The organism is Desulfosarcina cetonica JCM 12296 (assembly GCF_001311845.1).
Classification (GTDB): Bacteria; Desulfobacterota; Desulfobacteria; order Desulfobacterales; family Desulfosarcinaceae; genus Desulfosarcina; species Desulfosarcina cetonica.
Genome location: NZ_BBCC01000014.1, coordinates 38,928 through 65,661, shown reverse-complemented (window position 1 = coordinate 65,661; position 26,734 = coordinate 38,928). Strand labels below are relative to the sequence as shown.

General features: G+C 49.9%; 29 protein-coding genes and 3 pseudogenes. 3 read left to right on the top strand and 29 right to left on the bottom strand.

The genetic code is table 11. From position 1 onward, the window contains the following. Window positions 1-113: 113 nt before the first annotated feature. From JCM12296_RS05305 to JCM12296_RS05295, 3 genes are read right to left on the bottom strand one after another with little or no spacing between them, the layout of a single operon-like run. Window positions 114-635: a hypothetical protein gene (locus JCM12296_RS05305; RefSeq protein ID WP_054690724.1), complete on the bottom strand. Its 522-nt coding sequence runs from the start codon at window positions 633-635 to the stop codon at window positions 114-116. After that, the gene (locus JCM12296_RS05300; protein WP_054690732.1) at window positions 632-1,714 is read right to left on the bottom strand and encodes an ABC transporter ATP-binding protein; all 1,083 of its coding nucleotides are present in this window, start codon (window positions 1,712-1,714) and stop codon (window positions 632-634) included. Before JCM12296_RS05300 ends, JCM12296_RS05305 begins: the two co-directional genes overlap by 4 nt. A gap of 48 nt (window positions 1,715-1,762) precedes the next feature. Continuing rightward, on the bottom strand, window positions 1,763-2,956 hold the full coding sequence (locus JCM12296_RS05295; protein WP_083455864.1) for an ABC transporter substrate-binding protein: 1,194 nt from the start codon (window positions 2,954-2,956) through the stop codon (window positions 1,763-1,765). Between the two features lie 171 nt (window positions 2,957-3,127). Here JCM12296_RS05295 and JCM12296_RS05290 point away from each other — a divergent pair, with 171 nt between their 5' ends. The 3 genes from JCM12296_RS05290 to JCM12296_RS41410 are packed head-to-tail and all read left to right on the top strand — an operon-like array spanning window position 3,128 to window position 5,479. Continuing rightward, a complete protein-coding gene (locus tag JCM12296_RS05290) occupies window positions 3,128-4,156 on the top strand; it encodes a phosphotransferase enzyme family protein (RefSeq protein ID WP_054690723.1) in 1,029 nt (342 codons plus the stop codon). Further along, the gene (locus JCM12296_RS47085) at window positions 4,146-4,652 is read left to right on the top strand and encodes an aminotransferase class III-fold pyridoxal phosphate-dependent enzyme (RefSeq protein ID WP_218187982.1); all 507 of its coding nucleotides are present in this window, start codon (window positions 4,146-4,148) and stop codon (window positions 4,650-4,652) included. The genes JCM12296_RS05290 and JCM12296_RS47085 overlap by 11 nt, the downstream gene beginning before the upstream one ends. Before the next feature lie 32 nt (window positions 4,653-4,684). Beyond that, entirely contained in the window at window positions 4,685-5,479 is a 795-nt protein-coding gene (locus JCM12296_RS41410; protein WP_218187981.1) for an aspartate aminotransferase family protein, read from the top strand. Between the two features lie 19 nt (window positions 5,480-5,498). On the opposite strand, the gene JCM12296_RS05280 is transcribed toward JCM12296_RS41410, so the two are convergent. The 26 genes and pseudogenes from JCM12296_RS05280 to JCM12296_RS05175 form a co-directional block, all read right to left on the bottom strand. Continuing rightward, entirely contained in the window at window positions 5,499-5,882 is a 384-nt protein-coding gene (locus JCM12296_RS05280) for a VOC family protein (protein ID WP_054690721.1), read from the bottom strand. 53 nt (window positions 5,883-5,935) lie between these two features. Further along, window positions 5,936-6,091, bottom strand: a complete 156-nt coding sequence (locus JCM12296_RS41405) for a hypothetical protein (protein WP_218187980.1) — start codon at window positions 6,089-6,091, stop codon at window positions 5,936-5,938. An 11-nt stretch (window positions 6,092-6,102) separates the two neighbouring features. Next, on the bottom strand, window positions 6,103-6,615 hold the full coding sequence (locus JCM12296_RS50210; RefSeq protein ID WP_218187979.1) for a transglutaminase-like domain-containing protein: 513 nt from the start codon (window positions 6,613-6,615) through the stop codon (window positions 6,103-6,105). A gap of 10 nt (window positions 6,616-6,625) precedes the next feature. After that, window positions 6,626-6,760: a helix-turn-helix domain-containing protein gene (locus JCM12296_RS51305; protein WP_479690851.1), complete on the bottom strand. Its 135-nt coding sequence runs from the start codon at window positions 6,758-6,760 to the stop codon at window positions 6,626-6,628. Between the two features lie 78 nt (window positions 6,761-6,838). Beyond that, window positions 6,839-7,911 (bottom strand): annotated as a pseudogene (locus tag JCM12296_RS05270) (sigma-54-dependent transcriptional regulator); the annotation flags it as partial. A gap of 31 nt (window positions 7,912-7,942) precedes the next feature. Further along, the gene (locus tag JCM12296_RS05265; RefSeq protein ID WP_172683776.1) at window positions 7,943-8,611 is read right to left on the bottom strand and encodes a two-component system sensor histidine kinase NtrB; all 669 of its coding nucleotides are present in this window, start codon (window positions 8,609-8,611) and stop codon (window positions 7,943-7,945) included. Then, entirely contained in the window at window positions 8,601-10,598 is a 1,998-nt protein-coding gene (locus JCM12296_RS05260; RefSeq protein ID WP_054690717.1) for a PAS domain S-box protein, read from the bottom strand. The genes JCM12296_RS05265 and JCM12296_RS05260 overlap by 11 nt, the downstream gene beginning before the upstream one ends. Window positions 10,599-10,871: 273 nt before the next feature. Then, window positions 10,872-11,027, bottom strand: coding sequence for a VOC family protein (locus tag JCM12296_RS50205; protein WP_422698560.1), 156 nt, complete (start codon window positions 11,025-11,027; stop codon window positions 10,872-10,874). 76 nt (window positions 11,028-11,103) lie between these two features. Further along, on the bottom strand, window positions 11,104-11,472 hold the full coding sequence (locus JCM12296_RS41400) for an acyl-CoA dehydrogenase family protein (protein ID WP_246804009.1): 369 nt from the start codon (window positions 11,470-11,472) through the stop codon (window positions 11,104-11,106). A 137-nt stretch (window positions 11,473-11,609) separates the two neighbouring features. Next, window positions 11,610-12,251 (bottom strand): annotated as a pseudogene (locus JCM12296_RS43585) (acyl-CoA dehydrogenase family protein); the annotation flags it as partial. 28 nt (window positions 12,252-12,279) lie between these two features. Further along, a complete protein-coding gene (locus JCM12296_RS05250) occupies window positions 12,280-13,827 on the bottom strand; it encodes a class I adenylate-forming enzyme family protein (RefSeq protein ID WP_054690715.1) in 1,548 nt (515 codons plus the stop codon). Between the two features lie 240 nt (window positions 13,828-14,067). Beyond that, window positions 14,068-14,507 (bottom strand): annotated as a pseudogene (locus tag JCM12296_RS05245) (XdhC family protein). A gap of 50 nt (window positions 14,508-14,557) precedes the next feature. Further along, the gene (locus JCM12296_RS37870) at window positions 14,558-14,929 is read right to left on the bottom strand and encodes a hypothetical protein (protein WP_172683772.1); all 372 of its coding nucleotides are present in this window, start codon (window positions 14,927-14,929) and stop codon (window positions 14,558-14,560) included. Beyond that, entirely contained in the window at window positions 14,865-15,158 is a 294-nt protein-coding gene (locus JCM12296_RS50200; RefSeq protein WP_054690711.1) for an XdhC family protein, read from the bottom strand. Before JCM12296_RS50200 ends, JCM12296_RS37870 begins: the two co-directional genes overlap by 65 nt. Window positions 15,159-15,314: 156 nt before the next feature. Further along, a complete protein-coding gene (locus JCM12296_RS05235) occupies window positions 15,315-17,150 on the bottom strand; it encodes a xanthine dehydrogenase family protein molybdopterin-binding subunit (protein ID WP_083455859.1) in 1,836 nt (611 codons plus the stop codon). After that, on the bottom strand, window positions 17,035-17,607 hold the full coding sequence (locus JCM12296_RS05230; RefSeq protein WP_054690707.1) for a hypothetical protein: 573 nt from the start codon (window positions 17,605-17,607) through the stop codon (window positions 17,035-17,037). The genes JCM12296_RS05235 and JCM12296_RS05230 overlap by 116 nt, the downstream gene beginning before the upstream one ends. 1 nt (window position 17,608) lies before the next feature. Continuing rightward, entirely contained in the window at window positions 17,609-18,085 is a 477-nt protein-coding gene (locus JCM12296_RS05225) for a (2Fe-2S)-binding protein (RefSeq protein WP_054690705.1), read from the bottom strand. Between the two features lie 20 nt (window positions 18,086-18,105). Then, window positions 18,106-18,987, bottom strand: a complete 882-nt coding sequence (locus JCM12296_RS05220; protein ID WP_054690702.1) for an FAD binding domain-containing protein — start codon at window positions 18,985-18,987, stop codon at window positions 18,106-18,108. A gap of 242 nt (window positions 18,988-19,229) precedes the next feature. Further along, on the bottom strand, window positions 19,230-20,126 hold the full coding sequence (locus JCM12296_RS05215) for a SphA family protein (protein WP_054690701.1): 897 nt from the start codon (window positions 20,124-20,126) through the stop codon (window positions 19,230-19,232). A 162-nt stretch (window positions 20,127-20,288) separates the two neighbouring features. Beyond that, window positions 20,289-21,092 (bottom strand): aspartate/glutamate racemase family protein, encoded by an 804-nt coding sequence (locus tag JCM12296_RS05210; protein ID WP_054690699.1) that lies wholly within the window; start codon window positions 21,090-21,092, stop codon window positions 20,289-20,291. Between the two features lie 31 nt (window positions 21,093-21,123). After that, the gene (locus JCM12296_RS05205; RefSeq protein ID WP_054690729.1) at window positions 21,124-22,377 is read right to left on the bottom strand and encodes an aspartate aminotransferase family protein; all 1,254 of its coding nucleotides are present in this window, start codon (window positions 22,375-22,377) and stop codon (window positions 21,124-21,126) included. Window positions 22,378-22,391: 14 nt separating this feature from the next. Continuing rightward, window positions 22,392-23,540 (bottom strand): saccharopine dehydrogenase family protein, encoded by a 1,149-nt coding sequence (locus tag JCM12296_RS05200; protein ID WP_054690697.1) that lies wholly within the window; start codon window positions 23,538-23,540, stop codon window positions 22,392-22,394. 22 nt (window positions 23,541-23,562) lie between these two features. Then, complete coding sequence (locus tag JCM12296_RS05195) at window positions 23,563-24,606, bottom strand: sodium:solute symporter family transporter (RefSeq protein ID WP_054690695.1); 1,044 nt, start codon at window positions 24,604-24,606, stop codon at window positions 23,563-23,565. Then, window positions 24,591-25,079 carry a sodium:solute symporter family transporter gene (locus JCM12296_RS47080; protein WP_172683775.1) on the bottom strand — a complete coding sequence of 163 codons (489 nt, stop codon included), beginning with the start codon at window positions 25,077-25,079 and terminating at the stop codon, window positions 24,591-24,593. Before JCM12296_RS47080 ends, JCM12296_RS05195 begins: the two co-directional genes overlap by 16 nt. A 613-nt stretch (window positions 25,080-25,692) precedes the next feature. Continuing rightward, window positions 25,693-26,277 carry a hypothetical protein gene (locus tag JCM12296_RS05180; RefSeq protein ID WP_054690687.1) on the bottom strand — a complete coding sequence of 195 codons (585 nt, stop codon included), beginning with the start codon at window positions 26,275-26,277 and terminating at the stop codon, window positions 25,693-25,695. Window positions 26,278-26,313: 36 nt separating this feature from the next. Then, the gene (locus tag JCM12296_RS05175; RefSeq protein WP_054690686.1) at window positions 26,314-26,733 is read right to left on the bottom strand and encodes a VOC family protein; all 420 of its coding nucleotides are present in this window, start codon (window positions 26,731-26,733) and stop codon (window positions 26,314-26,316) included. Between the last annotated feature and the right edge of the window lies 1 nt (window position 26,734).

The following is a 26,734-nucleotide window of genomic DNA, read 5'->3' as shown; positions in this document are numbered from 1 at the left end:
TCAAGAGCGCGCCGACGACAATCCCGGGCGCCGCCAGGGGCAGTTCCACCTCGGTGAAAATCTGCCAGCGGCTGCGCCCAGATCCGCGGCGGCGTATCGGGCATCGTCGGGGATCATGGCGATTCCCTGGGCCAACGGAAAGAGCATGAAGGCAGGTAAATATAGACCAGGCCGAAAATAATCACCGGCACGTTGTACAGCAGCCCTTCGAATCCACTGCCGGTCCAGGCGCGCAGGTAGCCTTCAATCAGCCCGCCTTTCATCAGGGTGATCACCCAGCCGAAGAGGCGGATATTCTCAGAGACGAAAAGGGTCATCACCACGGCAACGGTGATCACCAGGGTAAACCGCCTGAAAATGCGCACCATGGCGTAGGCCAGCGGCCAGCAGATCACCAGGAGCAAGCCCGTGGCAACGGCCGCCATGCCCAGGGACCAGGCCAGGGATTTCCAATACCCCTCGCGGACAAACTCGGCATAGGCCGAAAAATCCGGCGTATAGGCAAGGCTGAAAACCTTGGGGGGCATGATCGAAAAGGCGGCGACGGCCAACAGGGGGGCGATGAAGGCAATCATCAACAAGGCTGAGATGGGCAGTGAGGCAAAGGTGCCCAAGCGTGCTTCGCGGCGGTTCATCGGATCGCCTCGCTGATGAGATGGGCCATGGCCCCATCGAATCCCAGGCGCACGGCCGCCCCCACATGCCCGTCCTGGCCGTGATTGGCCGTTTCGACCACGATCAGCTTGCCATCCGGCTGGGTGATTTCCAATTGGGTACGCGACCCGAGAAGGTAGTGGCCGGTCACCTCTCCGCGGGTGACAAAATCGGCGGTCTCGTCCCCGGCCAACAGACGAACGGCCTCCGGCCGGACCATGAGGGTGTTCTTTTTGTCCGGCGGCAGTACCAGGGCCTTCGCGGCGCTGGCCGAAATCGAGAAATGAGGAACCGTGAGGCTGCCGGAATCCGCGTCGCGCCCGATATCGAAGAGATTGACATCACCCATGAAGCCGGCCACGAAGCAGCTTTTGGGATGATTGTAGATTGCCTCGGCCGTTCCGATCTGCTCGAACCGACCGGCCCGCAGGATGGCGATGCGGTCGGACATCACCATGGCCTCTTCCAGGGAATGGGTGATGTAGATGAAGGTCTTGCCCGTGCGAAGATGCAGGGCTTTGAGTTCCTTTTCCAGGGTTTTGCGAAGACGATAGTCCAGTGCCGAGAGCGGCTCGTCGAAAAAGAGAATCTCCGGGTCGAAGGCCAGGGCACGCGCCAGGGCGATGCGCTGGCGCTCGCCGCCGGAACACTGACCGATGCGTTTATCAAAGTAGCTTTCGGGCAGGCGGAACATGGCCAACAGTTCCAGCGCCCGGGCCTTGCGTTTGGCGGCCGGCACGCCTTTGATCTTGAGGGGAAACTCGACATTCTGCCCCACGCTGCGGTGGGGAAAAAGCGCCAGGGACTGGAACACCATGCAGGTGGGACGCTGGTTGGCCGGCACCCGGTCCAAGCGGATGTTGCGCAGCCAGATGGAGCCCTCGGTCTGCTCTTCCATGCCGACCAGCAGTTTGATCAGCGTGGTCTTGCCGCTCCCGGAAGGACCCACGATGGTGAGAAATTCGCCCTCGCGGACCTTGAGGTCAATGTCCTTGAGGGCGACAAAGCTGCCGTATTCCTTACGTAGCCCGGCAATTTGAAGAATAGGTAGATCGGTCATCACATTCACAGAAGTTCATTGGAAAACCGGCCAACCGGCGGCGATAGCTTACGCCCGTTTGGCGGCGGAGTAGATTTTGATCAGTTCGTCGTAGGAGGCGACCACGTCATACTCCAGGCACCGGGACATCTCCGCGTCCAGCGTATCCCATTGAATGGCCGCAAGTTCCTCGGCGTTCCACAGACTGAAAACGGCTTTGTCACCCATCTGGCTGACCGGATTGTAGGTCCCTTCGGCAAAACCGACGGCCTTGGCGATTTCCGGCTTTTGCACGAACTCCAAAAAATTCTCGGCCAGGGGGCTGGGCGTGGGATTGTTGACCAGGGAAGTCAGCTCGATCCAGGCCACCCCACCCTTGCCGTCCACCGGACCCGAGGCCGGCGTGATCGCCAGCACATTGGTCATGCCGTCCAGCCGGGCCGGGCTGGCGGTGTAGGTCCCACCGGTAAAATAGGCATCGATTTCCCCGTTGATCAGCGCCGTATTCATGGCCACCAGGTCATCGGAAAGCATCTTGGAGCCACCGAAAATCTGGCTGGCGGTCTTTTTGAAAGTCGCCAGACCGGCGGCGTCGAGGGGCTTGAACGGATTCAGCCCACCAGTGAGACACATGTGAATGATATTCCAATTGTCATAGGTGAGAATGCCGTAGCGCCCCTTCAGCTTGGGATCCAGGAAGAGATTCCAGCCCTGTTCCTCGGCCGTGGCCCGGCTGATCTTGTCGGTGTTGACCACAAAGCTGAAGGGGCCGTAGCGCTGGGGCATCCCGATCAAATCGCCGTTATCGGCAAAGGCCAGGGGATAGGGTTTGCTGAACATCGGTGACATCTTCTCGAAGTACGGCAGAAAGCGCTTTTTGTTGAGCGATTTGATCAGCCCCTCGGGCAAAAGCTGGTTACGGGCCCAGGGCTGGTTCACGTTGATCAGATCCCAAACCTTGACCTCGCCGGCGCGTAGTTTGTTGATCATGTCCGGATCCGAGGTACCGCTCTCGGCACGCACGGTCGCTCCGGGATGGGCCTTGCGAAAAGGCCCCAGGACGTCGTCCGTGTTGTAGCCCTCCCAGCAGAGAATGTTCAGCTCGTTTTTCCCGGCGGCAAGCCCTTGGCCGGAAAACCGCAGGCCAGCGCCGCCATCGATAGACCAAGCGTCCTGTTGAATTCGCGTCGGGTCATCTTCATGAAACCACCTCCATCCTGAAGCGTTGTTTGGAAATTCCACGGCAGCCGTATCGGCATCCATCCGGCATATTTTGTGGTATCTCAAAAATTATTTGTGCACATACTCACAGATTTTTGGTCTTAAATCAAGAAAAATGTTGTTTTAAACGTTTTTTTTCTTTATAGTCACAGACAATTTTGTGGTTTTTGCCACACAAATTTGTAACCCCCTATCAAACAACAGAGGCCGACCATGGCGGACATGTACCACGACCGGTTTATCCGGGAGATGCAGTCAGGGGTAAAAGGACTATTGCAGGCCTGGGGGCTCGCGCCCCAAAGCGATGTAAGGCTGTTGAACATATCGGAGAACGCCACCTTCATCGCCCGGGATGCGGAAGCCGGCCGGGCCGTCGTCATTCGCGTGCATCGCCCCGGCTACCACACCCGGGAGGAGATCGAATCGGAACTGACCTGGATCGACAGCCTCATCGAAGACGGCGTCATCTCCACGGCGTCGCCGCTGTCACTTCAATCCGGCGGCCGGATCGCCGCGTTCCGGCACGCCGGCGAAGATCGCCTGGTGGTGGGGTTTGAATTCCTCAAGGGCAGCGAACCCGCCCCGGAAAATGACTTGAAAAAGGATTTTCATACCCTGGGGGCGATCACGGCCAGGCTTCACAACCACACCCAAAGATGGACCGCTCCGGCCGGGTTCATCCGCAAAACCTGGGATTTTGAAAGCATGCTGGGAAGCACGCCCCTGTGGGGGGATTGGCGAAAAGCCATGGGACTGGACGCCCGGGGCCGAGAGGTGCTGGAAGCGACCGCCGCCCGGCTGCGGCGTCACCTGGACATCTATGGCAAAAAACGGGACCGGTTCGGTTTGGTGCACGCGGATCTGCGCCTGGCCAACCTGCTGGTGGACGGCCAAACCTTGAGCGTCATCGATTTTGACGACTGCGGTTTCAGTTGGTTCATGTACGATTTCGCCGCCGCCATCAGCTTCATCGAGGAAGACCCGCAGATTCCCGACCTGCAGGCCAGCTGGGTGGCCGGCTACCGTTCGGTCAAACCGCTTTCCGCAGCCGATGAAGCCACGATTCCGACCTTCATCATGCTAAGGCGCCTCTTACTCACCGCCTGGGTGGCCAGCCACGCGGAAACGGAAACCGCCCAGGCCCTCGGTCCGGCCTATACCCAGGGCACCCTGCGCCTGGCGGCCCGCTACCTGAACGCCACCCCCAGATCAACGGAAAGTGAACGCGCCCATGACCCTTGAAATCAGAAAAATTTTGGACATGAATGCCTTCGACGTCAGCCAGAAGGCCCCTGCCGGCCAAACTTTACTGAAACGTCGGCTGCAAAATTTCGGTACGGCATCGGTCCTGTTTTACCGCACCCCCATTGAAATGGTCCGTGCGCGCGGCGCCTGGATGATTGCCAAGGACGGCACGCGGTACCTGGACTTTTACAACAATGTGCCCTCGGTGGGCCATTGCCACCCGCGCGTGGTAAAGGCCATCAGCGACCAGGCCGCCACGTTGAACATCCATACCCGCTACCTGATTCAGGTTCTCGATACCTATATCGAGTCCTTGAAGGCCACCCTGCCCGCCCACCTGGACAACCTGCTGCTGGCCTGCACCGGCAGCGAAGCCAATGACCTGGCCCTGCGCATCGCGACCCAATGCACCGGCAAAAGCGGTTTCATCGTCACCGAGACCGCCTACCATGGCAACACCCTGGCCACGACGGACATCTCACCGGCGGCCTGAAGCGGCGCGCCCTGCCCGACCATGTGGTTGCCGTGCCGCCGCCCAGCCGCGCCCATTTCAACGACGCGGTGGCCGAGGGATTCGCCACGGCCGTGGCCGATGCCGTCGCCACGCTGAACCAACGCCGACATGGACCGGCAGCCCTGATCTGCGATTCGATTTTTTCCAGTGACGGGGTGTTCAGCGAGCCGGCCGGTTTCCTGGCCGACGCGGTCCAGGTGGTCAGGCAAGTCGGCGGCCTCTATATCGCCGACGAGGTCCAGCCGGGCTTCGGCCGCACCGGTGAGTGCATGTGGGGATTCCAGCGCCACGGGGTTGAGCCGGACATGGTGACCATGGGCAAACCCATGGGCAACGGCTTTCCCATGGCCGGCGTGGCCGTCCGGTCATCCCATGTGGCCCGTTTTTGTGAAGAGGTGGGCTATTTCAACACCTTTGGTGGCAATCCGGTTGCCGCCGCCGCCGGCCAAGCCGTGCTGGACATCATCCGCGAAGAAGGTTTGATGGCCAACGCGCTGGTCATCGGCGAGCAGATTATAGACGGACTGAGAACCTTACGGAAGGCCTTCCCAACCCTTGCAGATGTCCGGGGCACGGGGCTGTTCATCGGCATCGATCTGTGTGCCAATGGCGATCCCGCGCGGCCGGATCCGGGGTTGACCACCGCGGTGACCAACGGCCTCAAGGACCGGGGGGTTTTGGTAGGAGCTGCCGGCAAATACGGCAACACCCTCAAGCTGCGCCCCCCGCTTTGCCTGACCGCCGAGGAAGCCGATATTTTTTTAAATGCCTTGGAAGACACCCTGGCTGAATGCAGCAGGTCTTGACCGTTCAGACAATATCGCATCAAAGCGTTTGAACCAGCTCGAAGACGATCTTGTCCGGCCCCTTGAAAAAAGCCACGCGCAGGCCGTCGGGCGTATTGCGGGGCGGGGCGATCAGGTCGACGCCCTGCTCGCCCAAACGCTGGTAGGCGGCATCGGTGTCGTCCACCGAAAGGGCCAGGTGGTGGTATCCGTAGGCCGGACCCTCGGCGGGCGTGTTGACGGCTTCGTTTTCCGCGGCCACGCGCAGGAGCACCGCACTGCCGTTCAGGTCCAGGGCGGCACCATCGGCGGCACCGAATTTCTTGCGTGCCAAAAGCGTCGCGCCCAGGATGCCAGTGAAGAAGTCAATGGTCTTTTCAAGGTCACTGCATAAGAGATGAATGTGATGGAATCGGTAGTTCATGTCTTTCCCTTCTATATCCAATCATTGATCCTTCACGGTTTTTGCGCGATCCCTTAGGCTTGGGACGGAAGCGGGTTCTCTAATTCAGCATCCCGATCAAAATCGCTGGTCTTCAGCTCGTTCATCGGCGAATAGTGCTTCTGAAAAGTACTTTTGATGCAATCAATGGGAGCATCGGCAAACTCTCCCCGATAGCGGATATACTCCATGTGGGCATTACCTAAAAGATCGAAAGGCTGGAAAAGGGCGTCGCTGTCCCCATCAAATTCAAGCGTGTTGAGTTGAAAACGCTCACATAGCTCAACATTAAAGGCCGGTGTGGCTTTGACCCACTTTCCGTCGATCTTGATGGTCGTATAACCGTGCCAGAAAAAACGTTCGTATTCATCATCTTCTTCAGTCGTTCGGTGGCAAGGTGGTTTACGACATCAGCGAACCCTAGTTTCGCCGGAATTTTCATCACCCGGCAACAAGCGGCAAGGAGAATGGCCTTGGGCACGCACCATGCGCGTCCGGCGGCCAGGGTGTGGCTGGCCCGCATGCCCGCGGGGGTCAGGTCAATGCTATAAGGATCATACCGGATGCCATCGCGCACGGCGTAGAAAAGGCGCACAGCCTGTTCCCTGACAGAGGTAACCCCGTCTGCATGTTGGTGCGCAAAGGCGCTGACATGGGGGTGGTGGCCATCGATAACAGAGGTAAATTTCAGAAATTCGGAAAGACTCGGATTCATTGATAGCCCATTATTGATTGAGTTTATATTTTTTAATTTTCTCTCTCAATGTTGGCCGTGAAATTCCAAGGAGATCGCAAGTGATGCCCCTATTCCAATTTGTCTGTTGCAATGCTTTTATAACATGTTCTTTCTCCAATTGCATCAGCGTCATAATTTTTTCACGGTCTTCAGTTTCACCTTGCGGATAAAAAAGATCAGGAAAAGAATCGGGTTGCAGCACCGTTCCCGTGGAATGGACAACGGCCCGGGTCAACATATTCTCCAATTCCCTGATATTCCCAGGCCAATTGTAGTTAAAGATTGCTCCATGGCTTTTTGGGAAATCCGGGTTACGTTTTTATGGTATTCTGCGTTAATTTTGCAAATCAAATGTTCGACCAACAGGGGAATATCTTCTTTTCTATCCCTAAGCGGAGGAACATTGATCTCTACAACTTTGAGTCGATAATAGAGATCTTTCCTAAAACGATTTTCTTCCACCAGTTTTGATAAGTCCCTGTTTGTAGCTGAAATAACCCTCACATTAGAGGCAATGCGCTCAGCTCCGCCGACTCTCTCGAATTCCCTTTCCTGAAGAAACCGTAAGAGCTTTACCTGGATCGCAGGGGAAATTTCCCCAATTTCATCCAACAGAATGGTGCCGCTTCCAGCCTGTTCAATCTTGCCAATCTTCCTGTTTATGGCTCCTGTAAAAGCCCCCTTTTCATGGCCGAACAATTCACTTTCGATCAGCAATTCAACAAGGGCGGAACAGTTTATGGGGACAAAAGGTTCTGAATGATACACACTGTGGTAATGAATGGCCTTTGCGATCAGTTCTTTGCCGGTACCGCTTTCCCCCTGTATGAGAACGGTTGCCTTATTTTCGGAAACCAAACCGATCTTTTTAAAAATTTCCTTGATTGCATTGCTTTTACCAACAATTTTATCACGCGTGTAGCTTGCTGTCCTGGGGCTGATAATTGACTTGGAAGATTTGCAAGCCCTGACATTTTCAGCAACCTTGTCAACTGCAAAATCCAACTCATTGGCGTCTATGGGTTTATGGATGTATTCCTGAGCTTGATATCTCATGGCTTGAATCGTTGTTTCCATATCATGATAGGCGGTAATCATGATAACATTGATGTTACGGTTCAGCTTTTTCATCTGCTTCAGTACATCAAGCCCATTTATATCTGGCAGGCGAATGTCAAGAATAACAATGTCTGGCTTTTCATTCTGAAAGGTTTCAATTCCCGACTTGCCATCCTTCGCCGTGATGACATCATATTCCTTTTCAATCAAAATCATTTCTAGTGTTTCGCGGATATATGCTTCATCGTCAACAATTAGGACTTTTAGCATTTTTGTTCTCCGGAAGTTTGATGATAATACGGGTTCCTTGGTTAGCCCGGTTTTCTATTTCAATACTTCCATGGTGGGCATCAATAATTTTTTTTACATTTGAAAGACCTAACCCTGCACCCTGTGTTTTGGTACTGAAAAAAGGGTCAAAAACCCTGTTTAAATTCTCGGATTGGATGCCGCACCCCGAGTCCATGATTTCCAAAAGGATCATCTTGCAATCTTCAATCTCCATTCGCCGGGTGGTTATGATAATTTGCCCACCCTGGGGCATGGCATCGATCGAGTTGAGAAATAGATTAAGGATAACCTGCTGAAACATCCCGGTATTCATTTGTATCTTAGGGATATCCTTTGATAATTTCTGAATTACATTGATTTTCGATCGCCTTATTTTTTCATTTATGAGTCCGACGCATTTGTCGATCACGTCATGCAGATGGTCCAGGGATGTTTCCATTTTAACAGGAACCGAGAAGTTCAGGACATCCTGAAGGATTCTATCTAATCTCAAGATTTCCTCAACAGCAATTTCCATTCGCCTTTTATTGAACCCTTGTAAGTGAAGTTGGTTTGACAGGACTTGAATATTGGTTTTAATCGAGGATAAGGGATTCCGTATTTCATGTGCTATATCAGCGGTCAATTGTCCTATTGAAGACAATCTTTGGTGTTCGATAACTTTTTTTTTCCATTTCTTTGCGTTTGCTGATATCCCTCAGTATACATATTAAGGCAGGTTTGCCATTAAATTTAATTAGGTTGATTTTCAGTTCAGTCGGAAGATTTTCATTGTTTTTATGTTTTCGCTGAAATTCAATATGCTCAGGTATTTCTTTACCCCAGGTGCCGGACAATATCTTTTCCACTTGTGCCACGTTTTCTTTGGGCAAAAATTTTCTGAAATCCTTTCCAAGAACTTCTGATTTAGAATACCCATGCATGTATAAAAAAGCACTGTTTGCATAGAGTACATGATCGTCCTGGCAGAGAAAATAGCCATCGTTAATATTTTCTACCAGAGTTCTATATTTTTTTTCCGAATCTCTTATTTCTTCCAATAAGTATGCATTTTCGATAGCCACGCTGATCTGGCTTCCGATTAAAGATATCAAATTAATTTCATCCGCCGTATAACAATGTTGAAATTTAGCGGCAATGTTCAGCACCCCGATGATTTTATTTTTTGTTTTTAATGGGACAGATAAAATAGATTTTATTTTTTCATTCTTTACATCATAATTAATCTTTATAGGGAGATTGGTTTGGTCGTTCCATTCAACGGGAACCATTTTATGAGCCGTATTTCCAGATATCCCTTCCCCTATTTTCAACCGAAAAAGATTTTTGAAAAAATCTTTTGAAAACCCTTTTTGAGCCTTCAAAACCAATTCGTTATTTTTCCTATCAATAAGATAAATGCATATATCCTTGTTTCCCACAATTCTGGAAAGGTTCATAACCGAACGATTAAGAATGGTATCAATATTCAGTGACTGGCTGATATCTCGCCCAATTTTGTTTACAACGGTAAGTTCATCGTATTTATTAAGTAGTGCTTTCTCTGCGATTTCCTTTTCATTTAGCATGTTTTCAAGAAATTTTGCCTTCTCCTTCAGTGTTTGTCCCCATACGGTTAAGGGAATATTCCTTTTTTTTAACTCATTTTTAGTGCCAATAATAAACTCACATTCAGAATCACCTTTCGCAATGCACTTCACCTCTTCTGCAACCAAATCCAACCGGCCTGTAAGCGTTCTCATGAAGGACAAAATAACGCCTAAAGAATGATAGCAAAATGGGTATTCATTTGTTTTATTTGTTTTACTTGTTTTTGCAAAAGTCCACGCCTCAAATGTATCCGGGCATGTTATTCTGGCAAATCCATTTTCAAATATTAACTCTCTAATATAAAAATCTCCAAACCCTGCTTCTGAATAGGCATCAATAGCCTCGATAAAGCCCCTCTCACTGCTTTCTAAAATGCCGTTTTCCAGACAGGTTTTTGAAAATAATTCTGCAATACCGGCTTCAAAAAAGACTCTTCGGGCTGTATCTTCACCGGCAAAAAGGACCATTGAAATCCAGAGATTCAACCAATTGCCGGAGAAGTCTGTCATGCACATACGAATGCCTGCAAAATCAAGCCATCCTCTTTTTTGTTTCGAAGTCTTAAAATAAAACCTATCTTTTTGCATGGTCTCAATCTGCAGGGCCTGTTTCTTGACAATTTGGTCAAACGTGATTGTAATTTCTTCAAGAACATCATCCAGGTAATGGTTCAGCTTTTGGAGAACCTGCTTTTCATTTGGCAGGTTTGGATCCAGAAATTCAAGCATCATGTTTCTGAGGCTTGAAACCAGCCGCCCCGTTCGAGTCAAATCAAGCCGGTTTTGATTGATCAACGCCATAAGCATCTTGATGAACGGATCCGATTTTTGAGACGTTAACCCTGTTCTGACAATCCGTTCAAAAGCGGCAATGTATTTTTCAATAATTTTGATAGCATCCGGCAATTTACCATTTTCTTCTGAAAACCGTGAAATAAGAACATCCCGGTTCGATTCTAGACGATGCAAAAAGCCTTTCAAACAGACATCTGAACCGTTATTGACATGGGTAGCCGTTTTCATGCACATTGCCGTTGTGTTGGACCCTCTTACAAATAAGTTGTAATAAATTTATAGAGAATAATAAACATAGAAGCAATGTAGATGCCAAAAAAAACAACCAAGAGAAGGCGATTAATATTATGGGATATTCTTAAATTAGCTGTCAAAAAAAATGCTTAAAAGAAATTAAGATTACAAATATGTTTGTACAAATTTTTCGTTTTTGTAAGTAACGTTAGAAACGATTATATCAAAGCATTTCTTTTCCGCCAATCGCCTAAATCCCGATCTTTTTCATAGGCATATGTTCCATCCAGTATTTCGGTTAAAACCCCGATCTTTTCGCTTTCCGGCAACATACTTATGCGCCGGTTCAAGCCCGAGGGTCTCTTCATAGACTTTTTTCGCTTGATCGAGGTTTTTAACCGCCAGATAAATGTGATCAGTCAATTAGGTTGATATGGCGTACCTGGATTGGGCGGATGGGCCTTGTAGAAGATGCCCGCTCAGGAGAGCCATCCCGCATCTAATATTTTCCCAGAATTTCCCGGGCGATAACAATCTTTTCCACTTCCTTGGCGCCCTCATAAAGCTCCAGCACCTTGGCGGCCCTGTAAAATCTTTCGATGGGATAATCGTTAAAATAGGCATACCCGCCGTGAATTTGAAAGGACTCGTCTACCACTTCAACAGCCGTATGGCAGGCGACCAGCTTTGCCATAGCCGTCAGCGTGGGGTTGGCCTTGCCCTGGTCAATCAGCCAAGCCGCCTTGTAGACCGTGTTGCGGGCGACTTCGATCTTGGCCGCCATCTCCGCAATTTTAAACTGGGTCGACTGCAGAGCCGCAAGGGGTTTGCCGAACTGATGGCGCCCCTTGGCATGTTTGATGGCCATATCCAGGCGCCCTGGGAAAGACCCAATCCATGGCCGGAAACATAGGCCCGGGAGCGATCAAAAAAATTCATCAGCTGGATAAATCCGTTGCCCCGCTCACCGACCAGGTTATCGGCCGGGACCCGCACATTGTTGAAATAAATGGCGGCCGTGTCCGAACAGCGAAGGCCCATCTTGCCGTGCATCGCTTCGGCCTTGTATCCCTCCCGGTCTGTCTCTACGATAATAATGCTGTGCCGGCCGGTCTTGGACGTCACCTCTGGATCGGTCAGGCAAAACACCAGCAAAAAGGTGCCGACAGTTCCGTTGCCGATCATGATCTTGCTTCCGTTAATGACCCATTCATCGCCATCCAACACTGCAGTGGTGGACGCCGAGGCCGTATCGCTGCCCGCATCCGGTTCGGTAATGGCAAAGCCCATGATGGCATCGCCTTTAAAGAGCGGCGCCAGCCATTTTTTCTTTTGCTCCTCTGTCCCGTAAAGCAGGAATTCTTCAGCACCAAAAGTGAGAGAACTCAGCTGCTGGCCGATGCCCGGGTCCACTTTCCAGAATTCCTCCAAAACCAGCGTCTGTTCAAGGAAGCCCAGTCCCGGCCCTCCGTATTCTTCCGGGATGAAAAGGCCGATCAGATCCAGTGCTTTCGCTTTTTTTACGATGTCGGCAGGAAAGGTCCCATTTATATCGAGATCGAGCGCTACATCAGTAAATTCACCGACGGCAAACTCTCGCGCCGCTTTCTGTATGTATTTCTGCTCTTTGGTAAGATCAAAATCCACGCCATTTCTCCTTATCTTGTTTTGATGATCAATATCTTTCTTTTAAAACCCGTTTGAGGATTTTGTAGCTGCCGCCTGATGTTGGCATCTCAGAAAAGGATATAAAATCAACACTTTTTGGTTTTTTATACGATGCCATGTGTTCACGGCAAAATTCAATGATTTCGGTTTCGGTGACATCGGCACCGTTCTTGGGCACAATCACCGCCTTGACTTCTTCCCCCCATTTTTCAGAAGGCACCCCGATGACCGCTACCATGTTCACCGCCGGATGCCTTGAGATTACATCTTCCACCTCACGCGGATAAACATTGTTGCCGCCGGAAAGAATCATGTCTTTCTTCCGGTCAACAACATAGTAGAATCCATCCTGATCAATTCTCACAACGTCGCCGGAATGCCACCACCCGTCTTTGAAATCGTCTTGTTCCGGTCGATTCCAGTATCCTTTGACGACCGCATCTCCTCGAATGGCGATCTCGCCGATGCCGCCAGGCCCCACTGCATTGCCATCGTTATCCACGACTTTGGCTTCGTAACCGAGACAGGCTCGACCAATGGACGTCAGCCGCTCGGATCCGACGCCTTCAAGAGAGACTTCCTGGGGGCGCATGACCGTTCCTAGCAGAGCGGTCTCACTGGTTCCATAGAGTTGTGTAAAATTGCTCCCAAGGTACTTTGCGCCCCTGGACAGCAATTCCGCCGATATGGGCGCGGCGGATGTAAACCATCCCTCAATGTGCGAAAAATCGGTTGTGTCCACATTGGGATGCTGCAATATCATGGCCAGCAACGTTGGGCTGAACTGAGTAAAAGTGATGCGGTCATTTTCGATAATATGCAGAATTTTTTCAGGATCCGGATTGGCTACCGTAAGGGAACACCCCCGGCAGGCCGATACAAGGCTCAACCCCGTTCCGCCTGAGGTGTGCAGGGGCATTAACAAGGCCCAGCGGGTATAGGGGTGTATTGACAGCTCACTGGTCCATATGAAAACGCTGGTCATCCAGTTCTTATGGGTTAGCGGAACCCCTTTTGGGCGACCGGTCGTGCCACTGGTATAAATCAGTGTGGCGATATCGCTTTCTTCCACCCGGACATCCGGTTCTCTGGAAGAACCTTTTTCCATGAGTGTCTGAAAATGATGCTTGCACACATCCGGTTCGCCAATTCCGATAAAATGTTTAACAGATGGAAGCTCTTGTCTGACAGGCGCGATTTTTTCACTGTAAATATCGGTATCGACAATAAACGCTTTGGCCCCGCTGTCTCCGATCTGATAAATGATTTCATCCTGCATAAAGGTTCGATCGATGGGAGCCGTTGCCAGTCCGGCTTTTAAAAGTGCCAGCAGTGAAATGAAAGCGCCCGTGCCAGTACCGGTTTGCACGGCGACCCGGTCTCCCTTTTGTAACCCGAGCGACAACAGATTGTTGGCCAGACAATTAACCGTCTGGTTCAATTCACGGTAGGAAAAAGAGATTCCTTCAGAAAAAAATTTTCCGTATTCGTCTTTAAATGCAAGTTTATCCGGATAGTTGTTTACACACCTGTTTAAGGCATCACCGATAATCATTGAATGTCCTCCATCACGGTATTTTTTATAACCAAGAACGGTAATTTTCTCAGAAATCGTAGGCTTTGGACGACAACCTTCGCAAAAGATATACCAGGAGCTTTTTTTATATTAACATCAAGGAAATAAAGAAGTAATTTAGTATGGTCGGTAGGTATGCAACGCGATGAATTGAAAGTATACTTCAATCTTAAATGTAATATTCTTTCAATCGTAGGAGGCTTCTAATGTTCCAGCATCTTATGCAACATTGGCGTTTCTTGCGTGTGCCGACTTCCAAAACTTTCTTTTTTCAGCCCTGAAATGAATGATCTCAGCAATAATACTTACGGCAATCTCTTCTGGCGTCTCAGCACCGATATCCAGCCCAATGGGAGCATGAACACCAGACAACATTTCTTGCGAAAACCCCCTTTCCAACAACGTTTATAGATCATATCACGTTTGTTAACGCTTCCGATCATGCCCAAATACGCATGCGGCCGATGCAGCATCGCTTCCAGAACAATCCTATCGTGGATGTGGCCTCTGGTCACGACCGCAACATGTGTGTTATAGGCCGTCTGAACACGCCTCACTGAAAGTTCGAACGGCATGACATGAATCTCATCAGCATCGGGGAAGCGATCCCTATTGGCGTATTCGGCCCGATCGTCGATGATGCTGATGCGGAACCCCATTTTTTTTGCCATGGGTGCGAGGCAGGTCGATATGTGACCGGCTCCGAAAATCAATAATGCCGGTTTCCGCTCAAGCGGATCGACGAAAAAGATCCGTCGCGTTTCGGGGCAACGGAACAGCTTGGTGAATCGATACGTGCTAATTCGTCGGGTAACGGCATTCCTCCCGATAAGGATCCAAACGCCTTTCCATCAATGCCTACAAACAGCTGTGCACCCGTTCCTGGTAAATCGTCCTCGTTGGTGTTGACAAGGGACACATAGGTGCCGGGAATGCCGCTCAAGATGTGTTGTTTTACTGCTTCAAAAAATGAGACAATTTCCCGATCGGTATGATGAAGTGGCTCCATTAAAATGTCAACACTGCCCCCACATATCATTCCGGATGTATCGGCATCTTTTCCCGTTAAGCTGTAATGCATAACGTAGGGACTTTTTTTTCAGGAAAAGTCTTCTGGCCATTTTAAGCGCCTCAAATTCCATTTGGCCACCGCCAATACTGCCGACCAATGTATTGCCATCAAGCAATAAACAGTTCGTTCCGACATCGCGTGGCGCCGACCCTTTTCGATTGATAATCCGAATCCATACCATTGAGCGACCTTGCGAGAGAAAGCGCGCGATTCTGACATAATCATTGCTTGATGACATAATAAGACGTTCCTTAGATGATTAATTGCAAATCAGTGCCCATCTCAAAAAAGTCTTTCCGGTCAATATCGGTGTTGATCTTTAACCGGAGTTCGATTCTTGAGATGGGCATTCGTGTAGAAGATGTCCTATGACTCGGATCTTAATCAATTTGGCTTATTGGTTATTCTTTTCTTGAATGGCCGCCAATATTTTTTCTGGTGTCATGGGCACTTCCCGAAGCCTTATCCCAACCGCATCATAGATTGCATTGGCGATCGCGGGTGCCTGGAGAAAATTACCCGATTCACCAGCGCTTTTCGCCCCAAATGGGCCGGTGGGATCGCCCAATTCGACAAGAATGGCTTCATGATCGGGCATATCGAGTGTTGTTGGGATTTTATACTTATCAAAGCCGTCCGTCATGCATACACCGGTTTGTTCGTTGTAGACGGGATCTTCATAAAGGGAAAAGCCAATGCCTTGCATCGTCCCTCCCTCTAGTTGGCCTTCCACGATCGTGGGGTTGATTGCCTTACCCACATCATGGACCGTCAGCCATTTAGCAATCTCGACTTCCCCGGTTTCGATATCGACGGCAACTTCTGCAAAACCGGCCTGCCATGGGGGAGCAAAGTCACTGGGTTCAGCGGTGGCATGAACGACGAGTTGTTGGCAGTCGCCTTCAAAATTATAAATCAAATCCTCAGCCAACTTACGATAAGCAATTCCTTTTTCCGGGTCGGTCTTCACGAAAATGCGTTTATCCTTCATTTCCAATGACGCCACCGCAACACCGAGCTTTTTTGCCGCTCGTTCAAAAATAAGATGTTTCGCTTTTAACGAGGCCTTCTGGACCGCCTGGCCGATACAGTAGCATCCCCTGGAGGCGTGGGTGCCGATGTCAAATCCGGTAACATCCGTATCCTGACAAACCAAATGAATATCATCAAAACCAAGGCCTAATATTTCGGCGGCGATCTGGGTCAGGGCAGTCCCCACGCCCTGGCCGATATTTCCCAAGCAAACGATTAGCGAACACCCACCGTCAGCATTGAATTTTAGCGTGGCGTTGGTATGCTCAAGAAGCATGGGCTGGGCCCCGCTCAACCATGCCATCGAGGCCACCCCCACCCCCCTTCGAATAGATCCCTCGGCTGGCATTTTGCGCCACTTATCCTTCCATCCAATTTTCTCTGCCCCGATATCTAAGCACTCATCCAACCCACAGCTTGAGATATGTGATCCTGGGAACCACGCCGCATCGCCAACTTGACGATGAAACTTTTTGCGGAATTCGATGGGGTCCATGCCGATTATTTCGCAGGCTTCATCCAATAGGATTTCACGGGCAAAGCTCGATTGAATACCACCGAATCCACGCATCGCCCCGCCGGGCAACAAATTCGTGTATCGGGCTTCGATCTCTTGGTACATGCTTTCAAACGCATACGGGGTGAGATTGGAGGCCAAGGCCACCGCACATCCGGACGCGGCTTTGGCCATATACCCGCCGGCATTGCCTGTATACCTGGCTTGGCAGGCTTTGGGGGTACCGTCTTTTAAAAATCCCAATTTCATGTCGACGCGTTGAACGTGTTCCCGCGTAAAGCGATTGGAAAAATCCTCGTTACGATAGAATTTCAGCTTAACCGGCAAACCGGCCTTTATTGCCAGAGCTGCCGCCAAATGCTCCGTGCACAAATCCGTGCCAGCCCCGAATCCGCATCCTGCATAGGGCTGGATAATCCTGACTTCAGATTCGGACAATTCAAAAATTTGGGCGAGCATTCGTTTTGCCATATGGGGCAATTGGATCTGGCTCCAAACGGTCAATCGACCCCCGTTGTAATCAGCAACGGCACAGGCGTTTTCCAGCCCGGCCTGGACCTGCTTACTAAGTTGGAACACCCCCGAAACGATCACATCGGATTCGGCGATACTTTGATCGATGTCGCCATAACAAAAAATAAGGTGTCGGAGGCACGGGCGTGTTGTTGGGTACGCCTTCATGAATTTGGGGCGCCCCGTCTTTCAGGGTCTCATCGATGGTAAACACAGCCGGAAGCACGTCATACGAGACATCGATGGCGGCCAACGCCATCCGGGCGACTTCTTCGTTTACAGCGGCCACGGCAGCTACCGGCTCACCGACATAGCGAACCACATCGCCGAACAAAATCATGTCCTGGGGCTCTCCTTCGGCGCATTGATAGGTCATGACATTGTTGGAATAGAACACACGCGGGAAATCCGTTCCGGTCACAACGGCCTTTACGCCGGGGATTTTTTTTGCTTCGGAGGTGTTTACCGAGAGCACTTTGGCATGGGCGTGGGGGCTTCGCAATATTTTTCCCACCAGCATACCGGGAAGTGATACGGTAGTACAGTACTCTGCCCGTCCGGTCGCCTTATCCAGGTTCTCCTTCGGTATCAAGCGCTGCCCCACGACGTTTAAATCTTCTGCCATTTCAATTCCCTCCTTTTGAAACACGCAGTACCGCATCGATGATTTTCTTGTAACCGGTACACCGACACAGATTACCGGCAAGGGCTTTTTTAACCTCTAACTCACTTGGGTTCGGATTCTGATCCAATAGTCCCTTGGCCGAAAGAATCATGCCCGGCGTACAGTAGCCACATTGAATCGCGCCATTCGATACAAACGCCTCTTGAAGCGGATGCAGTTCGGTTCCTTTGGCGAGCCCTTCAATGGTTGTAATTGCTTTCCCGCGGACGGATACCGCAAGTGTCATGCATGAGAGAATCGGTTCCCCATCAACAAGAACAGTACATGCGCCGCAATCCCCGGAACCGCAACTTTCATGAACCCCATTCAATTTACACCCCAATTCATCACGCAGCACTTCTATGAGCAGCGCATGGGAATCAACATAGATTTCATAAGGATTTCCGTTAACGATAAAGGTCGCTTCAATCTTTTTCATGAGTAGACGCTCCTTCTGATTTAATTCATATGGTTTTGAAACACCCGAGTCAGCGCACGCCGTGTCAGAACGGATACCATTTGACTTCTGTATTGTGACGTTGATCGAATATCACTGATCGGGGTAACCATATTTTCCTGGGATGCCCGCTCCGATGCTGCCTGAATCAACCCTTCGCTCGGCTTCTCACCTAACAACATCGTTTCAACCGTCGTCGCCCTTACAATCGTTGGTGCCACCGCACCCAGGGCAATTTTTATATCTTCGATTACACCTTCGGTTACCCGCGCATTGACGGCAACCACGACTTTCGCGCAATCCTCCTTCGTCCGGGCGAGATTCAAGAATGCTGTCTGGGCCCCCGGCGCCAAACACGGAACAATGATCTCGGTTACGATTTCGCCAGGTTTTAGGATGTTTTTGCGTGAGTGAACACCAAATGATTTGATGGGAATACATTTTCCACCGTTGCCATCAGCGATCTTGACCGATGCGTCAAGCGCCACCAGGGCCGTTGCCACATCTGAACCCGGATTGCACGCAGTGATGTTGCCAACGATGGTACCCATGTTCCGGACCTGGGCCGAAGAAATCTGGGCGATAGCTTCCCACAAGGCGGGGAAGCCCTCTTTGACAACATTGGATTGCTCACCATGGGATAGTTTTGATAGGGCACCGATGCGAAGATTTCCGTCGGATACGTCCAAAAACTTCAGCTGGTCTATCGGTTGCAGGGACACAACGACCTTCGGTGTTACGGCCCTTCGTTTCATCTCCTCGATCAGACCGATCCCCCCAGCCATGACAGCCGCTTCCGTGCCATGCGTCTGTAACAGAGAAATCGCTTCCGGAACATCCCTTGCTTCCTCATAGTCAAATGAATAAAGTTTTCGGTATAGCATCTTCTCCTCCTATTGAATTCTGCCGAGTCACATCCATCCCTTTTCCAAAATCTCAAATCACTAAAGCACGATACAAAAATGTAAAATTATAGTTATAAAAAAACGCGGTCACTATCGCACGGGGTGGTGGAGAATCGTTGGACGGAAGGCGTGCAAAAAAAGAAGCGCTGGGCTCATCCGCAATGGCAGCACCAGCCCAGCGCTTTTTGGGCTTGAACGCCACCGCATGCGTTCAAAAAGGGTTAAAATACATAAGTTAACGTTAGTATTGCCATTGATCCTTCTGAAGTGTTCTTGGCACCAAATTGTTTTAAATACCTAAGCGTCATATTCGTTTTCAAAGGCACCAGAAAATAGTTGATTTCAGGTCCCACCGCGGAGAGTTGGGTACGATTTTCCGTAGCGCCATTTCCGGAATCATCGGTTACCTGCCACTCGGAGTAACCGGCCACGCCAATTTCCCAACCTTGGCCGAGCTTGCTCCCGAGCCCCCATTCCAAACTAAAAAAATCCCCCCTGGTCAACTCGGTCTCGCTATTTTCGCTGTTGATTTCATAGCGGGCGAGAAGAGAAACGGACCATTTCTTTTCCTTGTCGAGATACAGCGTTCCTCCGAACTGGGTTATACCCGTCCAGTAATTTTTTCCCGGAGAAGCATTCGGCTTATTGACGTTGTACCTGCCAACCGGCAGGTAAACACCAAGCGCAACGGCGGCATCATAGCGCGGGCCATGCCATGCCAAGGCAAAGGGTTCGAGCAAAATATCACCCATGCCGAATTGATTCTCGTCAACCCAGGTAACGTCACCAGCGCCCATGCGAATGTTCGTATAGACAAGCGGGATGCCGATGTCCGCAAAAAAATCAGCGCCCAGCAACTGATAATCGGCCACCCAGATGAATCTGTGGGCCTGGCAGAAAACATCAAGATCGAAATCGCCGGACTCATTGCCATGATCATCCTTGTATTCATCGTTGGCCAAGTAAACATTGTACATGCGATAGTAAAAACCCGGTGGCGGAATGGTTGCCGCTTTTATCCCTTCCACGCCGTTTACATAATGACAACCAGCCTGAACCACAGGAGCACAGATCAACATCAAGGATACCGCTACAGCAATAAAAAAAGACTTTTTCATTTTTTACTCCATAGTAATTAACGTTTGTTTGCGAAAATCCTCGGCGAAACAAAAAGCAACGATTTAGGATCAACAGGTCCGTTTCGATACTAAAAAAGGGCACAACGCCATGATGTGTTAATTCAAAAGCCCAGAGGCATTCTTGCTCCCCATTCGTCGGTTTCAAACCGCATACAGGCTCAATTGGTTAAGTCCTTTTGACTTCATTTCATCCGGCAATGTTTGATACAGACCTATTCGGGTTTTGATCGGTAATCCGGATTTGAAAAGACGTCCGAAGAACTCCGCGAACTTAAGGGATGCAATCATTGGATCTATAATTGGAGCACCGTCAATTTCTCTGAGATCGCTTATGGTGAGGATGGGGGAAACAAGGCCGCATCCAACGATGATGACATCTGCATCATCGTCAAGGCAGCCCTCCGCAACTTTGAAGAAATCCGCTTTGACCGGATTGTAATCGCCGGTCATGAGACAATGGAACAATTCATCCATCGGCAGGGTCAGGGACCTGACCGGCTGTTTTGAAATGGCGGCGCCTGAAAATCCGGAGCCGGTCAGATGATGCGTCATTTCATGGGTCCAGGACGCTTCTGACGTGATAACGGCAAATTTGTTACCCATCATTGCAGCCAAGTGCATTGACGCCTCGGCCGGCCCAACCACCGGGATCGACAGCAGCGTGGATGCCGCCCGTATGCCGGAATCAAAATAGCAAGCGCCGGCAACCGCATCATAGCCTTCCGTCTCCGCCTGCAAGATGCTTTTAATATTCTCAGCTTCGTTGATTTGCCTAAACCCCGGGCAGGACAGCAATCCCGGATCAACCACCCCTTTAGGAACATCCTTGATGGTTATTTCCGTTTCTTCATCCTTGAACATTTCATATGCCCGGTTCAGAAGGTCGTAATACTTTCCATAAACTTCCCTGGGCATAGATATGGGCAACTGGCTCCAGATTTTCATTTTTCAGATCCTTGGCAATTTTTTTACGGCATTAGCTATATTTGCTCTTGATAAATGCCAACGACTCATCGATGGCGGTCAAAGCCAAATCAAGATCCGCCTGCGAGTGGCGATATGAAATATAGGCATGATGAAATGGTGTGAAGAAGAAGCCTTTGCGGATTAATTGGGTGTAAAAATCTTTTCGCTTTCCTTTGTACGTTCCGGTTTCATCCGGTTCAAAGGTAATGTAAAACATGGGGGCGATTCCCGTTAATTCGGCACCGACTTGGTGCTTATCAATCAGGGTCTGAATGCCCCCCATAAATTTCTCGCCCTTCTCCCATATATCTTCCAGCACATGGTCGCGTTCTATAATTTCAATGGTCTTGAGTGCGGCGATAAATGCTTCGCTGTTCGGGAAAAAGGTTGAGGAAATGAAGAGTTTATCCGCTGCCGCCATCATGACTTCTCTCTTCCCAGTCACCACCGAGATGGGGTATCCGTTGGCGATCGCCTTGCCCAAGACACTTAAATCCGGTGTCACCCCATAGCGCTCTTGCGCCCCTCCCATGGACACCCTAAACCCCGTGCGAATTTCATCATAAACCAATACCGCACCGTATCGATTCGCCAATTCGCGAACACCTTCCAGGAATCCGGGGGCGGGCGTTTGCATTTTCTGATGATTGGGATGGCCAAAGGGGGTCATGATGATGGCGGCTGTATTCGCGCCATGAACGGCCATTAATTCTTCGAGTTGGTCCAATCGATTGTATTGGAACTCAAATACATCTTCATAGAATTTAGCGGGGATTCCTCCTTTCATTTCTACACACCAGTCATGCCAGCCATGATATCCGCAACGCATGACCTTGATCTTGTTGGTATGCGCCCGGGCAATACGAATCGCGGCGGTCGTGGCGTCCGATCCGGTCTTTAGAAAAATGCTCATTTCGGAAGACGGCACGAGTTCCTTGAGTTTCTTGGCAAGAAGGTTCTGATATTTTTGGGTGAGTGTAAAACAAAAGCCTTTGTCCCGGATTTGTGCATAGACGGCATCGTCGATTTCCGGTTCACGGTATCCCAAAATAATCGGGCCGTACCCGCATAAAAAATCGATGTATTCATTGCCGTCCACATCGATCAGCCGGCAACCTTTTCCGCTTTCCAAAAAAATCGGATATTCGCCGTCAATAAAGTCGGATGGTTTTCTGGCACCGAGAACACCGCCCGGAATAAGCGTGATGGCTTCTTCAAACAAGGCCTGGCTTTTACTGATATTTAATTTTTCGGCCGATTTCATAAAAGGGTTCTCCATTAATTATTAATTTCAAACATGGATGCAATGTGCTCCGTCTGATGAATACGGGCCCCCCTGCTTAAAAAAGCACTCAAAAATATGTCGGGATCAATACAGCCTTCCGGCGCCACCACACCTTTTACCGTCACATCGCCGGCAGCCATCATCAACGCGGCAATGGAAGCCGGAATGCCGGTGCCCGGCGCCATCCTGCCAACCATATCGGCTGTATAGGTGACTTTTTTCCCTTCCCGCTCGCCTTTAACGATGACTTTCAGCCCCGAGGACTGGGGGCCGTTGTCTCTTCCTTCAGGAATTGTTTCCCAGAGCTTCAGCGCAAGGTCGTAGGGTGTGATTTGGGCGCCTTTCACATCAATCGGCTCGGTCCCCAAGAAACCGGTTGCCTTTTGCTCCTTTATCAACTCATCCACCCAGAGAGGAATCAACGCACCTTTGATAATGACGTTCTTAACGCCCTTGATATATTTGGGAAGGGTCAAGGGCTGGGGGTGCCCCACATAACGAAGCTGGCATACACCGAGAGGATCCAGAAACTGCTCCGCGACCACACCGGTTCCACCTTCGACGTGCACGAGCTTTCCATCGATATACTGCGGAATTTTACCGAGCGTCATATGCAGGCTATGATCCCAGGCCGCGCCCTGGAGCTCCGCTACGCTGACCACCCAGTAAAGGTAAATCTCTTCTACCGTGTCGAGCCTGTCCGCATACCATTTCACAAGTACATTGTTGGTTCCCGGATCGCTTCCCATTCCCGTCAGTACGGTAATACCGGCTTCTTTCGCCATTTGATCGATTTCTGAGTCGAACAGGATCTGTGTGCCTTCATAATCATCACAGATATCGATGTAATTGACGTGTGCCGCTACAGCGGCCTTGGCCACCGGAACTGCCGTTTTATAAAAGGGCCCGGCCGCATTGATGACCACATCGATGTCGGTAAGCGCCTTAACCATGCCTTCGTGATCATTGACATCCATCTTGATCATCGATGTTTTCTCATTTTCTCTTAACTTGGCTGAAAGCCGTGCAGGATCCGGATGCAAGCTCGTCAAGACGATGTGAGTGACCTGTTCCTGTTTGACCAGATCTCTTGCAACGCCCTGCCCCATATTGCCGACACCACCGATAAGTAATACTCGCATTCTTTCTCTCCTTATCGTAGTATTAGTAACGCAATCCAACACAGACCTCTTCAGCGTTGGGTTTCTTGGTGACCGCGCTGATAGCCAGAAATGACAAGAACCCGACGACCAGTCCGGGTAGTATTGGATAGATCCAGAGTTTCTTATATAGATAAATATACCATAGGATACAGGAAACCGTTGACAGAACCATGGACCAGGCAGCACCAGCTGCGGTCCCCCCTTTCCAATACAGTCCGCCCACCAGGGGTGAAAGAAATGCCGAACCAATGATGGAGAACGACAACCCCACAAGCACGACGACCACCTCCGGCGGATTAATGGCAATGACAAATGGCACGATAGCCAGGGCGATTGATGAGTAGCGGGTTGCCAACAGAATGGTTTTCTCGGGCAGTTTTGGGTTTATGACATAGATCACGTCCCTGCCAAAGGAGGTGGCCAGGGTCAGCAGCAGGGAATTGATTGTGGACATCCCCGCAGAAATGGCGGCAATGAGGACAATGGTGCCGATAATCGGATGAAACAATACCGATGTTAACAACGGGATAACTTGGTCTGGGTTTTTAAAGTAGTTGACGATTTCAGTGGACGGAACAATCTTGGGAATAATCAGCCAGGCAAAGGGGCCGATGGAATAGACACACATGGTAAAAACGGCAACCAGGATAGGGCATAGAATCATCCCTCGGCTGATGATCCGCTGATCCTTGGCGGCGTAAAAACGGACAACAAGATGAGGCGCGGATAAAAAGACAATCCCAATAGCAAGACTAAGGGTAATCAGAAAATGGGCCATCCGCCCTGCCTTTATTATTGGCGGGGGCCCGAACCCGTCAAGGTGCAGCAGTTTTTCTCCCGGAATGCTGCCGAGCAACTGGATTGTCTTTAGCTGGTCAATACCGGAATTCCAACCGCCAACCTCCACCATCACCAGGGCAAACAGCATCAGGCCGCCAGCGAGAATCAAAATTCCCTGGAGCAGATCGGTCATCGTCACGGCGCGGAATCCGCCAACCGCCGTGTAGATAATGACCGGGACGATGGTGATCAAAATGCCGACCACATAGGGAACACCCAATAAAAATTTGAAGCTTCGCCGGCGGCCTTATAGATGGCGACCATGTAAAACGTATAGGCAAACAAGATAATAACGGCGGCCACGAGCCTGGGCATCATATGGTCATACCTGAATCCAAAAAAGTCCGGCAGGGTAATGGAACCGAGTTTATTTGTATAGTGTCGGAGCCTGGGACCAATTGCCGTCCATGCGATCACCGAAAATAAAATGCAGAAAAACGGGTCTGTGGAAGACCATCCAAATCCCATCTGGAATCCGAATCCTCCTCCACCAACAAAGCCGGATGAACTAAAATAAGTGGCAAAGAACGAAAACGATATCACCCAAAGACCCAGCGAACGGCCGCCAACATAGTATTCTTCAATCGAGTTGCTTTTATAATACCCCCACCAGCCAATGCCCAAAAGGATGAGGATATACAGGCCAAGAATCAACCATGTCATTAAATGCGCTTCCATCTTTCTCCCTTCCATTCAGCTATGATGTCCCGCTTCAAACCGATACTTTTGTTTGGTTTCCTTTCATCAGCGCCATTGGTCATCATCATGTTTTCTCTTTATGAAAGTCTCCCCGTTTAATCGCGCGCAAGACGGCATAAATAAACGCAAGTATCGTTATGACAGTACTGGAAAAATAAAAAATCCCCGTGGAAAATGGCAAGTGAAACAGCATGAATCGTCTCCTTGAAATAAGGGTTGAAAAACATTCCAGCAAAATATGTGCGAATCAACATGAAAATGGATGGAGGCTTTTTCGCTATAGGGTTTAAGAAAATGTTTTTGGCAAGGCCAGAGGGAGAAATCTGTATAATCAATACCGCGCCGACCGATAACGCAGCCCAAAAACATTTTCTTGAAGTCTATAAACTCACAATACTTTCAGCTGGATTCGCTAACGTATTCTTTTTTGAATTCTTCCCATTGATAATCAATGAGTTCGGTTAGGACGCCATTGACCTTCTGCGGATGAATCAAGGCGTATTCACAATCTCTAAAAGATCGGGCACCGCCGATGAATGGATACCCCTTCTTCTAAACCAAGGCCGACAGGTCACCGGTCTTGATGCGCCGGTCAAATGAATTCTAATCCTGAAAACAAAGACAACTTTCTTTCTTTTATGGATTCCGCCATTTCCGTCACATACTCAGGCCGCTTGCCGTCTTTCCATTTTGGATATCCCCCTTCCCAGACATAGTTGATCAATTCTTGAAAAACCCTTTTGGTAAAGGCATAGTCGCCGATGTGAACCCTTTCTTCGACCGGTTCCACATGAACCTGCAGAAAGGTCAATCGGCCATAGTCTTGGATAATTTCTTTTACTTCAGCCTGTGTTTTCCAACCTTCCGCTTTTTGCTTGAAATCCATCTTTCGTCTTGGAAACGGATATTTCTGATACAACGCGCCAAAGAAACCCGAATGGTGCATACCATGCATGGCACCCATTAGATTTCCCATTTCCGGTCCCTTTTCAATCTGCCAGACATTCCAGCGGTCACTGAGGCCCTTTTCTGATATGTTCTCAGTGAACGCGATGATATTTCTGCAAAACTCATCGGCAAAAATAAAGTTGTTATCGAGCAGCAAGAGGTCACTTTCGATGTTAAAAAAGCCGAAGGCGATCACCCCATGGTTGATGGATTCAAACTGGAGAGGCATAGTCCCTTTTTTCTTTTTGCATGTTAACGGATATCCTTACTTGCTCACGTTAAATTCTCCGTCCAGAAGCTCGGTCAACACGCCGTTCAATTCGCGCGGGTGGTGGACGAACGCGTATCGGTTTCCGCAAAGCTCACGCGGCTTGTTGTCGATGAGTTTCACGGATTTGGCTTTAAGTTCGTCCATTGCCTTGTCAAGGTCATCCACCTTGTAGGAAATGAGAAAAAAACCTTCTCCTTTTTCTTCGATAAACGTTGCCACTTCGCTGTCAGGGGCGGTGGCTTCCATGAACTCCACGCCCACCTCACCGATGCAGTACCGCGCGACCCTGACCTTTTCCGACGGTGCCTCGTATTCATAATCCGGGACGATACCAAAATCTTCCTCGTAGACTTTCTTGGTCTGATCAAGGCTTTTTACCGCAAAACAAAGATGGTCGATCTTTTCAAACTTCATG

Coding starts and splice junctions, on each gene's coding strand:
- JCM12296_RS05200 (WP_054690697.1), bottom strand. CDS start 23,540: ATGCGAGTATTACTTATCGGTGGTGTCGGCAATATGGGGCAGGGCGTT.
- JCM12296_RS41400 (WP_246804009.1), bottom strand. CDS start 11,472: ATGGCCATCAAACATGCCAAGGGGCGCCATCAGTTCGGCAAACCCCTT.
- JCM12296_RS50210 (WP_218187979.1), bottom strand. CDS start 6,615: ATGAATCCGAGTCTTTCCGAATTTCTGAAATTTACCTCTGTTATCGAT.
- JCM12296_RS05235 (WP_083455859.1), bottom strand. CDS start 17,150: ATGAAGGCGTACCCAACAACACGCCCGTGCCTCCGACACCTTATTTTT.
- JCM12296_RS05215 (WP_054690701.1), bottom strand. CDS start 20,126: ATGAAAAAGTCTTTTTTTATTGCTGTAGCGGTATCCTTGATGTTGATC.
- JCM12296_RS05210 (WP_054690699.1), bottom strand. CDS start 21,092: ATGAAAATCTGGAGCCAGTTGCCCATATCTATGCCCAGGGAAGTTTAT.
- JCM12296_RS50200 (WP_054690711.1), bottom strand. CDS start 15,158: ATGTCATCAAGCAATGATTATGTCAGAATCGCGCGCTTTCTCTCGCAA.
- JCM12296_RS05220 (WP_054690702.1), bottom strand. CDS start 18,987: ATGCTATACCGAAAACTTTATTCATTTGACTATGAGGAAGCAAGGGAT.
- JCM12296_RS05205 (WP_054690729.1), bottom strand. CDS start 22,377: ATGAAATCGGCCGAAAAATTAAATATCAGTAAAAGCCAGGCCTTGTTT.
- JCM12296_RS05260 (WP_054690717.1), bottom strand. CDS start 10,598: ATGAAAACGGCTACCCATGTCAATAACGGTTCAGATGTCTGTTTGAAA.
- JCM12296_RS05305 (WP_054690724.1), bottom strand. CDS start 635: ATGAACCGCCGCGAAGCACGCTTGGGCACCTTTGCCTCACTGCCCATC.
- JCM12296_RS51305 (WP_479690851.1), bottom strand. CDS start 6,760: ATGCAATTGGAGAAAGAACATGTTATAAAAGCATTGCAACAGACAAAT.
- JCM12296_RS05250 (WP_054690715.1), bottom strand. CDS start 13,827: ATGATTATCGGTGATGCCTTAAACAGGTGTGTAAACAACTATCCGGAT.
- JCM12296_RS41405 (WP_218187980.1), bottom strand. CDS start 6,091: ATGGAGTATATCCGCTATCGGGGAGAGTTTGCCGATGCTCCCATTGAT.
- JCM12296_RS05175 (WP_054690686.1), bottom strand. CDS start 26,733: ATGAAGTTTGAAAAGATCGACCATCTTTGTTTTGCGGTAAAAAGCCTT.
- JCM12296_RS05300 (WP_054690732.1), bottom strand. CDS start 1,714: ATGACCGATCTACCTATTCTTCAAATTGCCGGGCTACGTAAGGAATAC.
- JCM12296_RS37870 (WP_172683772.1), bottom strand. CDS start 14,929: ATGCATTACAGCTTAACGGGAAAAGATGCCGATACATCCGGAATGATA.
- JCM12296_RS47080 (WP_172683775.1), bottom strand. CDS start 25,079: ATGGAAGCGCATTTAATGACATGGTTGATTCTTGGCCTGTATATCCTC.
- JCM12296_RS05180 (WP_054690687.1), bottom strand. CDS start 26,277: ATGCCTCTCCAGTTTGAATCCATCAACCATGGGGTGATCGCCTTCGGC.
- JCM12296_RS05225 (WP_054690705.1), bottom strand. CDS start 18,085: ATGAAAAAGATTGAAGCGACCTTTATCGTTAACGGAAATCCTTATGAA.
- JCM12296_RS05280 (WP_054690721.1), bottom strand. CDS start 5,882: ATGAACTACCGATTCCATCACATTCATCTCTTATGCAGTGACCTTGAA.
- JCM12296_RS05230 (WP_054690707.1), bottom strand. CDS start 17,607: ATGGCAGAAGATTTAAACGTCGTGGGGCAGCGCTTGATACCGAAGGAG.
- JCM12296_RS05295 (WP_083455864.1), bottom strand. CDS start 2,956: ATGGATGCCGATACGGCTGCCGTGGAATTTCCAAACAACGCTTCAGGA.
- JCM12296_RS47085 (WP_218187982.1), top strand. CDS start 4,146: ATGACCCTTGAAATCAGAAAAATTTTGGACATGAATGCCTTCGACGTC.
- JCM12296_RS05290 (WP_054690723.1), top strand. CDS start 3,128: ATGGCGGACATGTACCACGACCGGTTTATCCGGGAGATGCAGTCAGGG.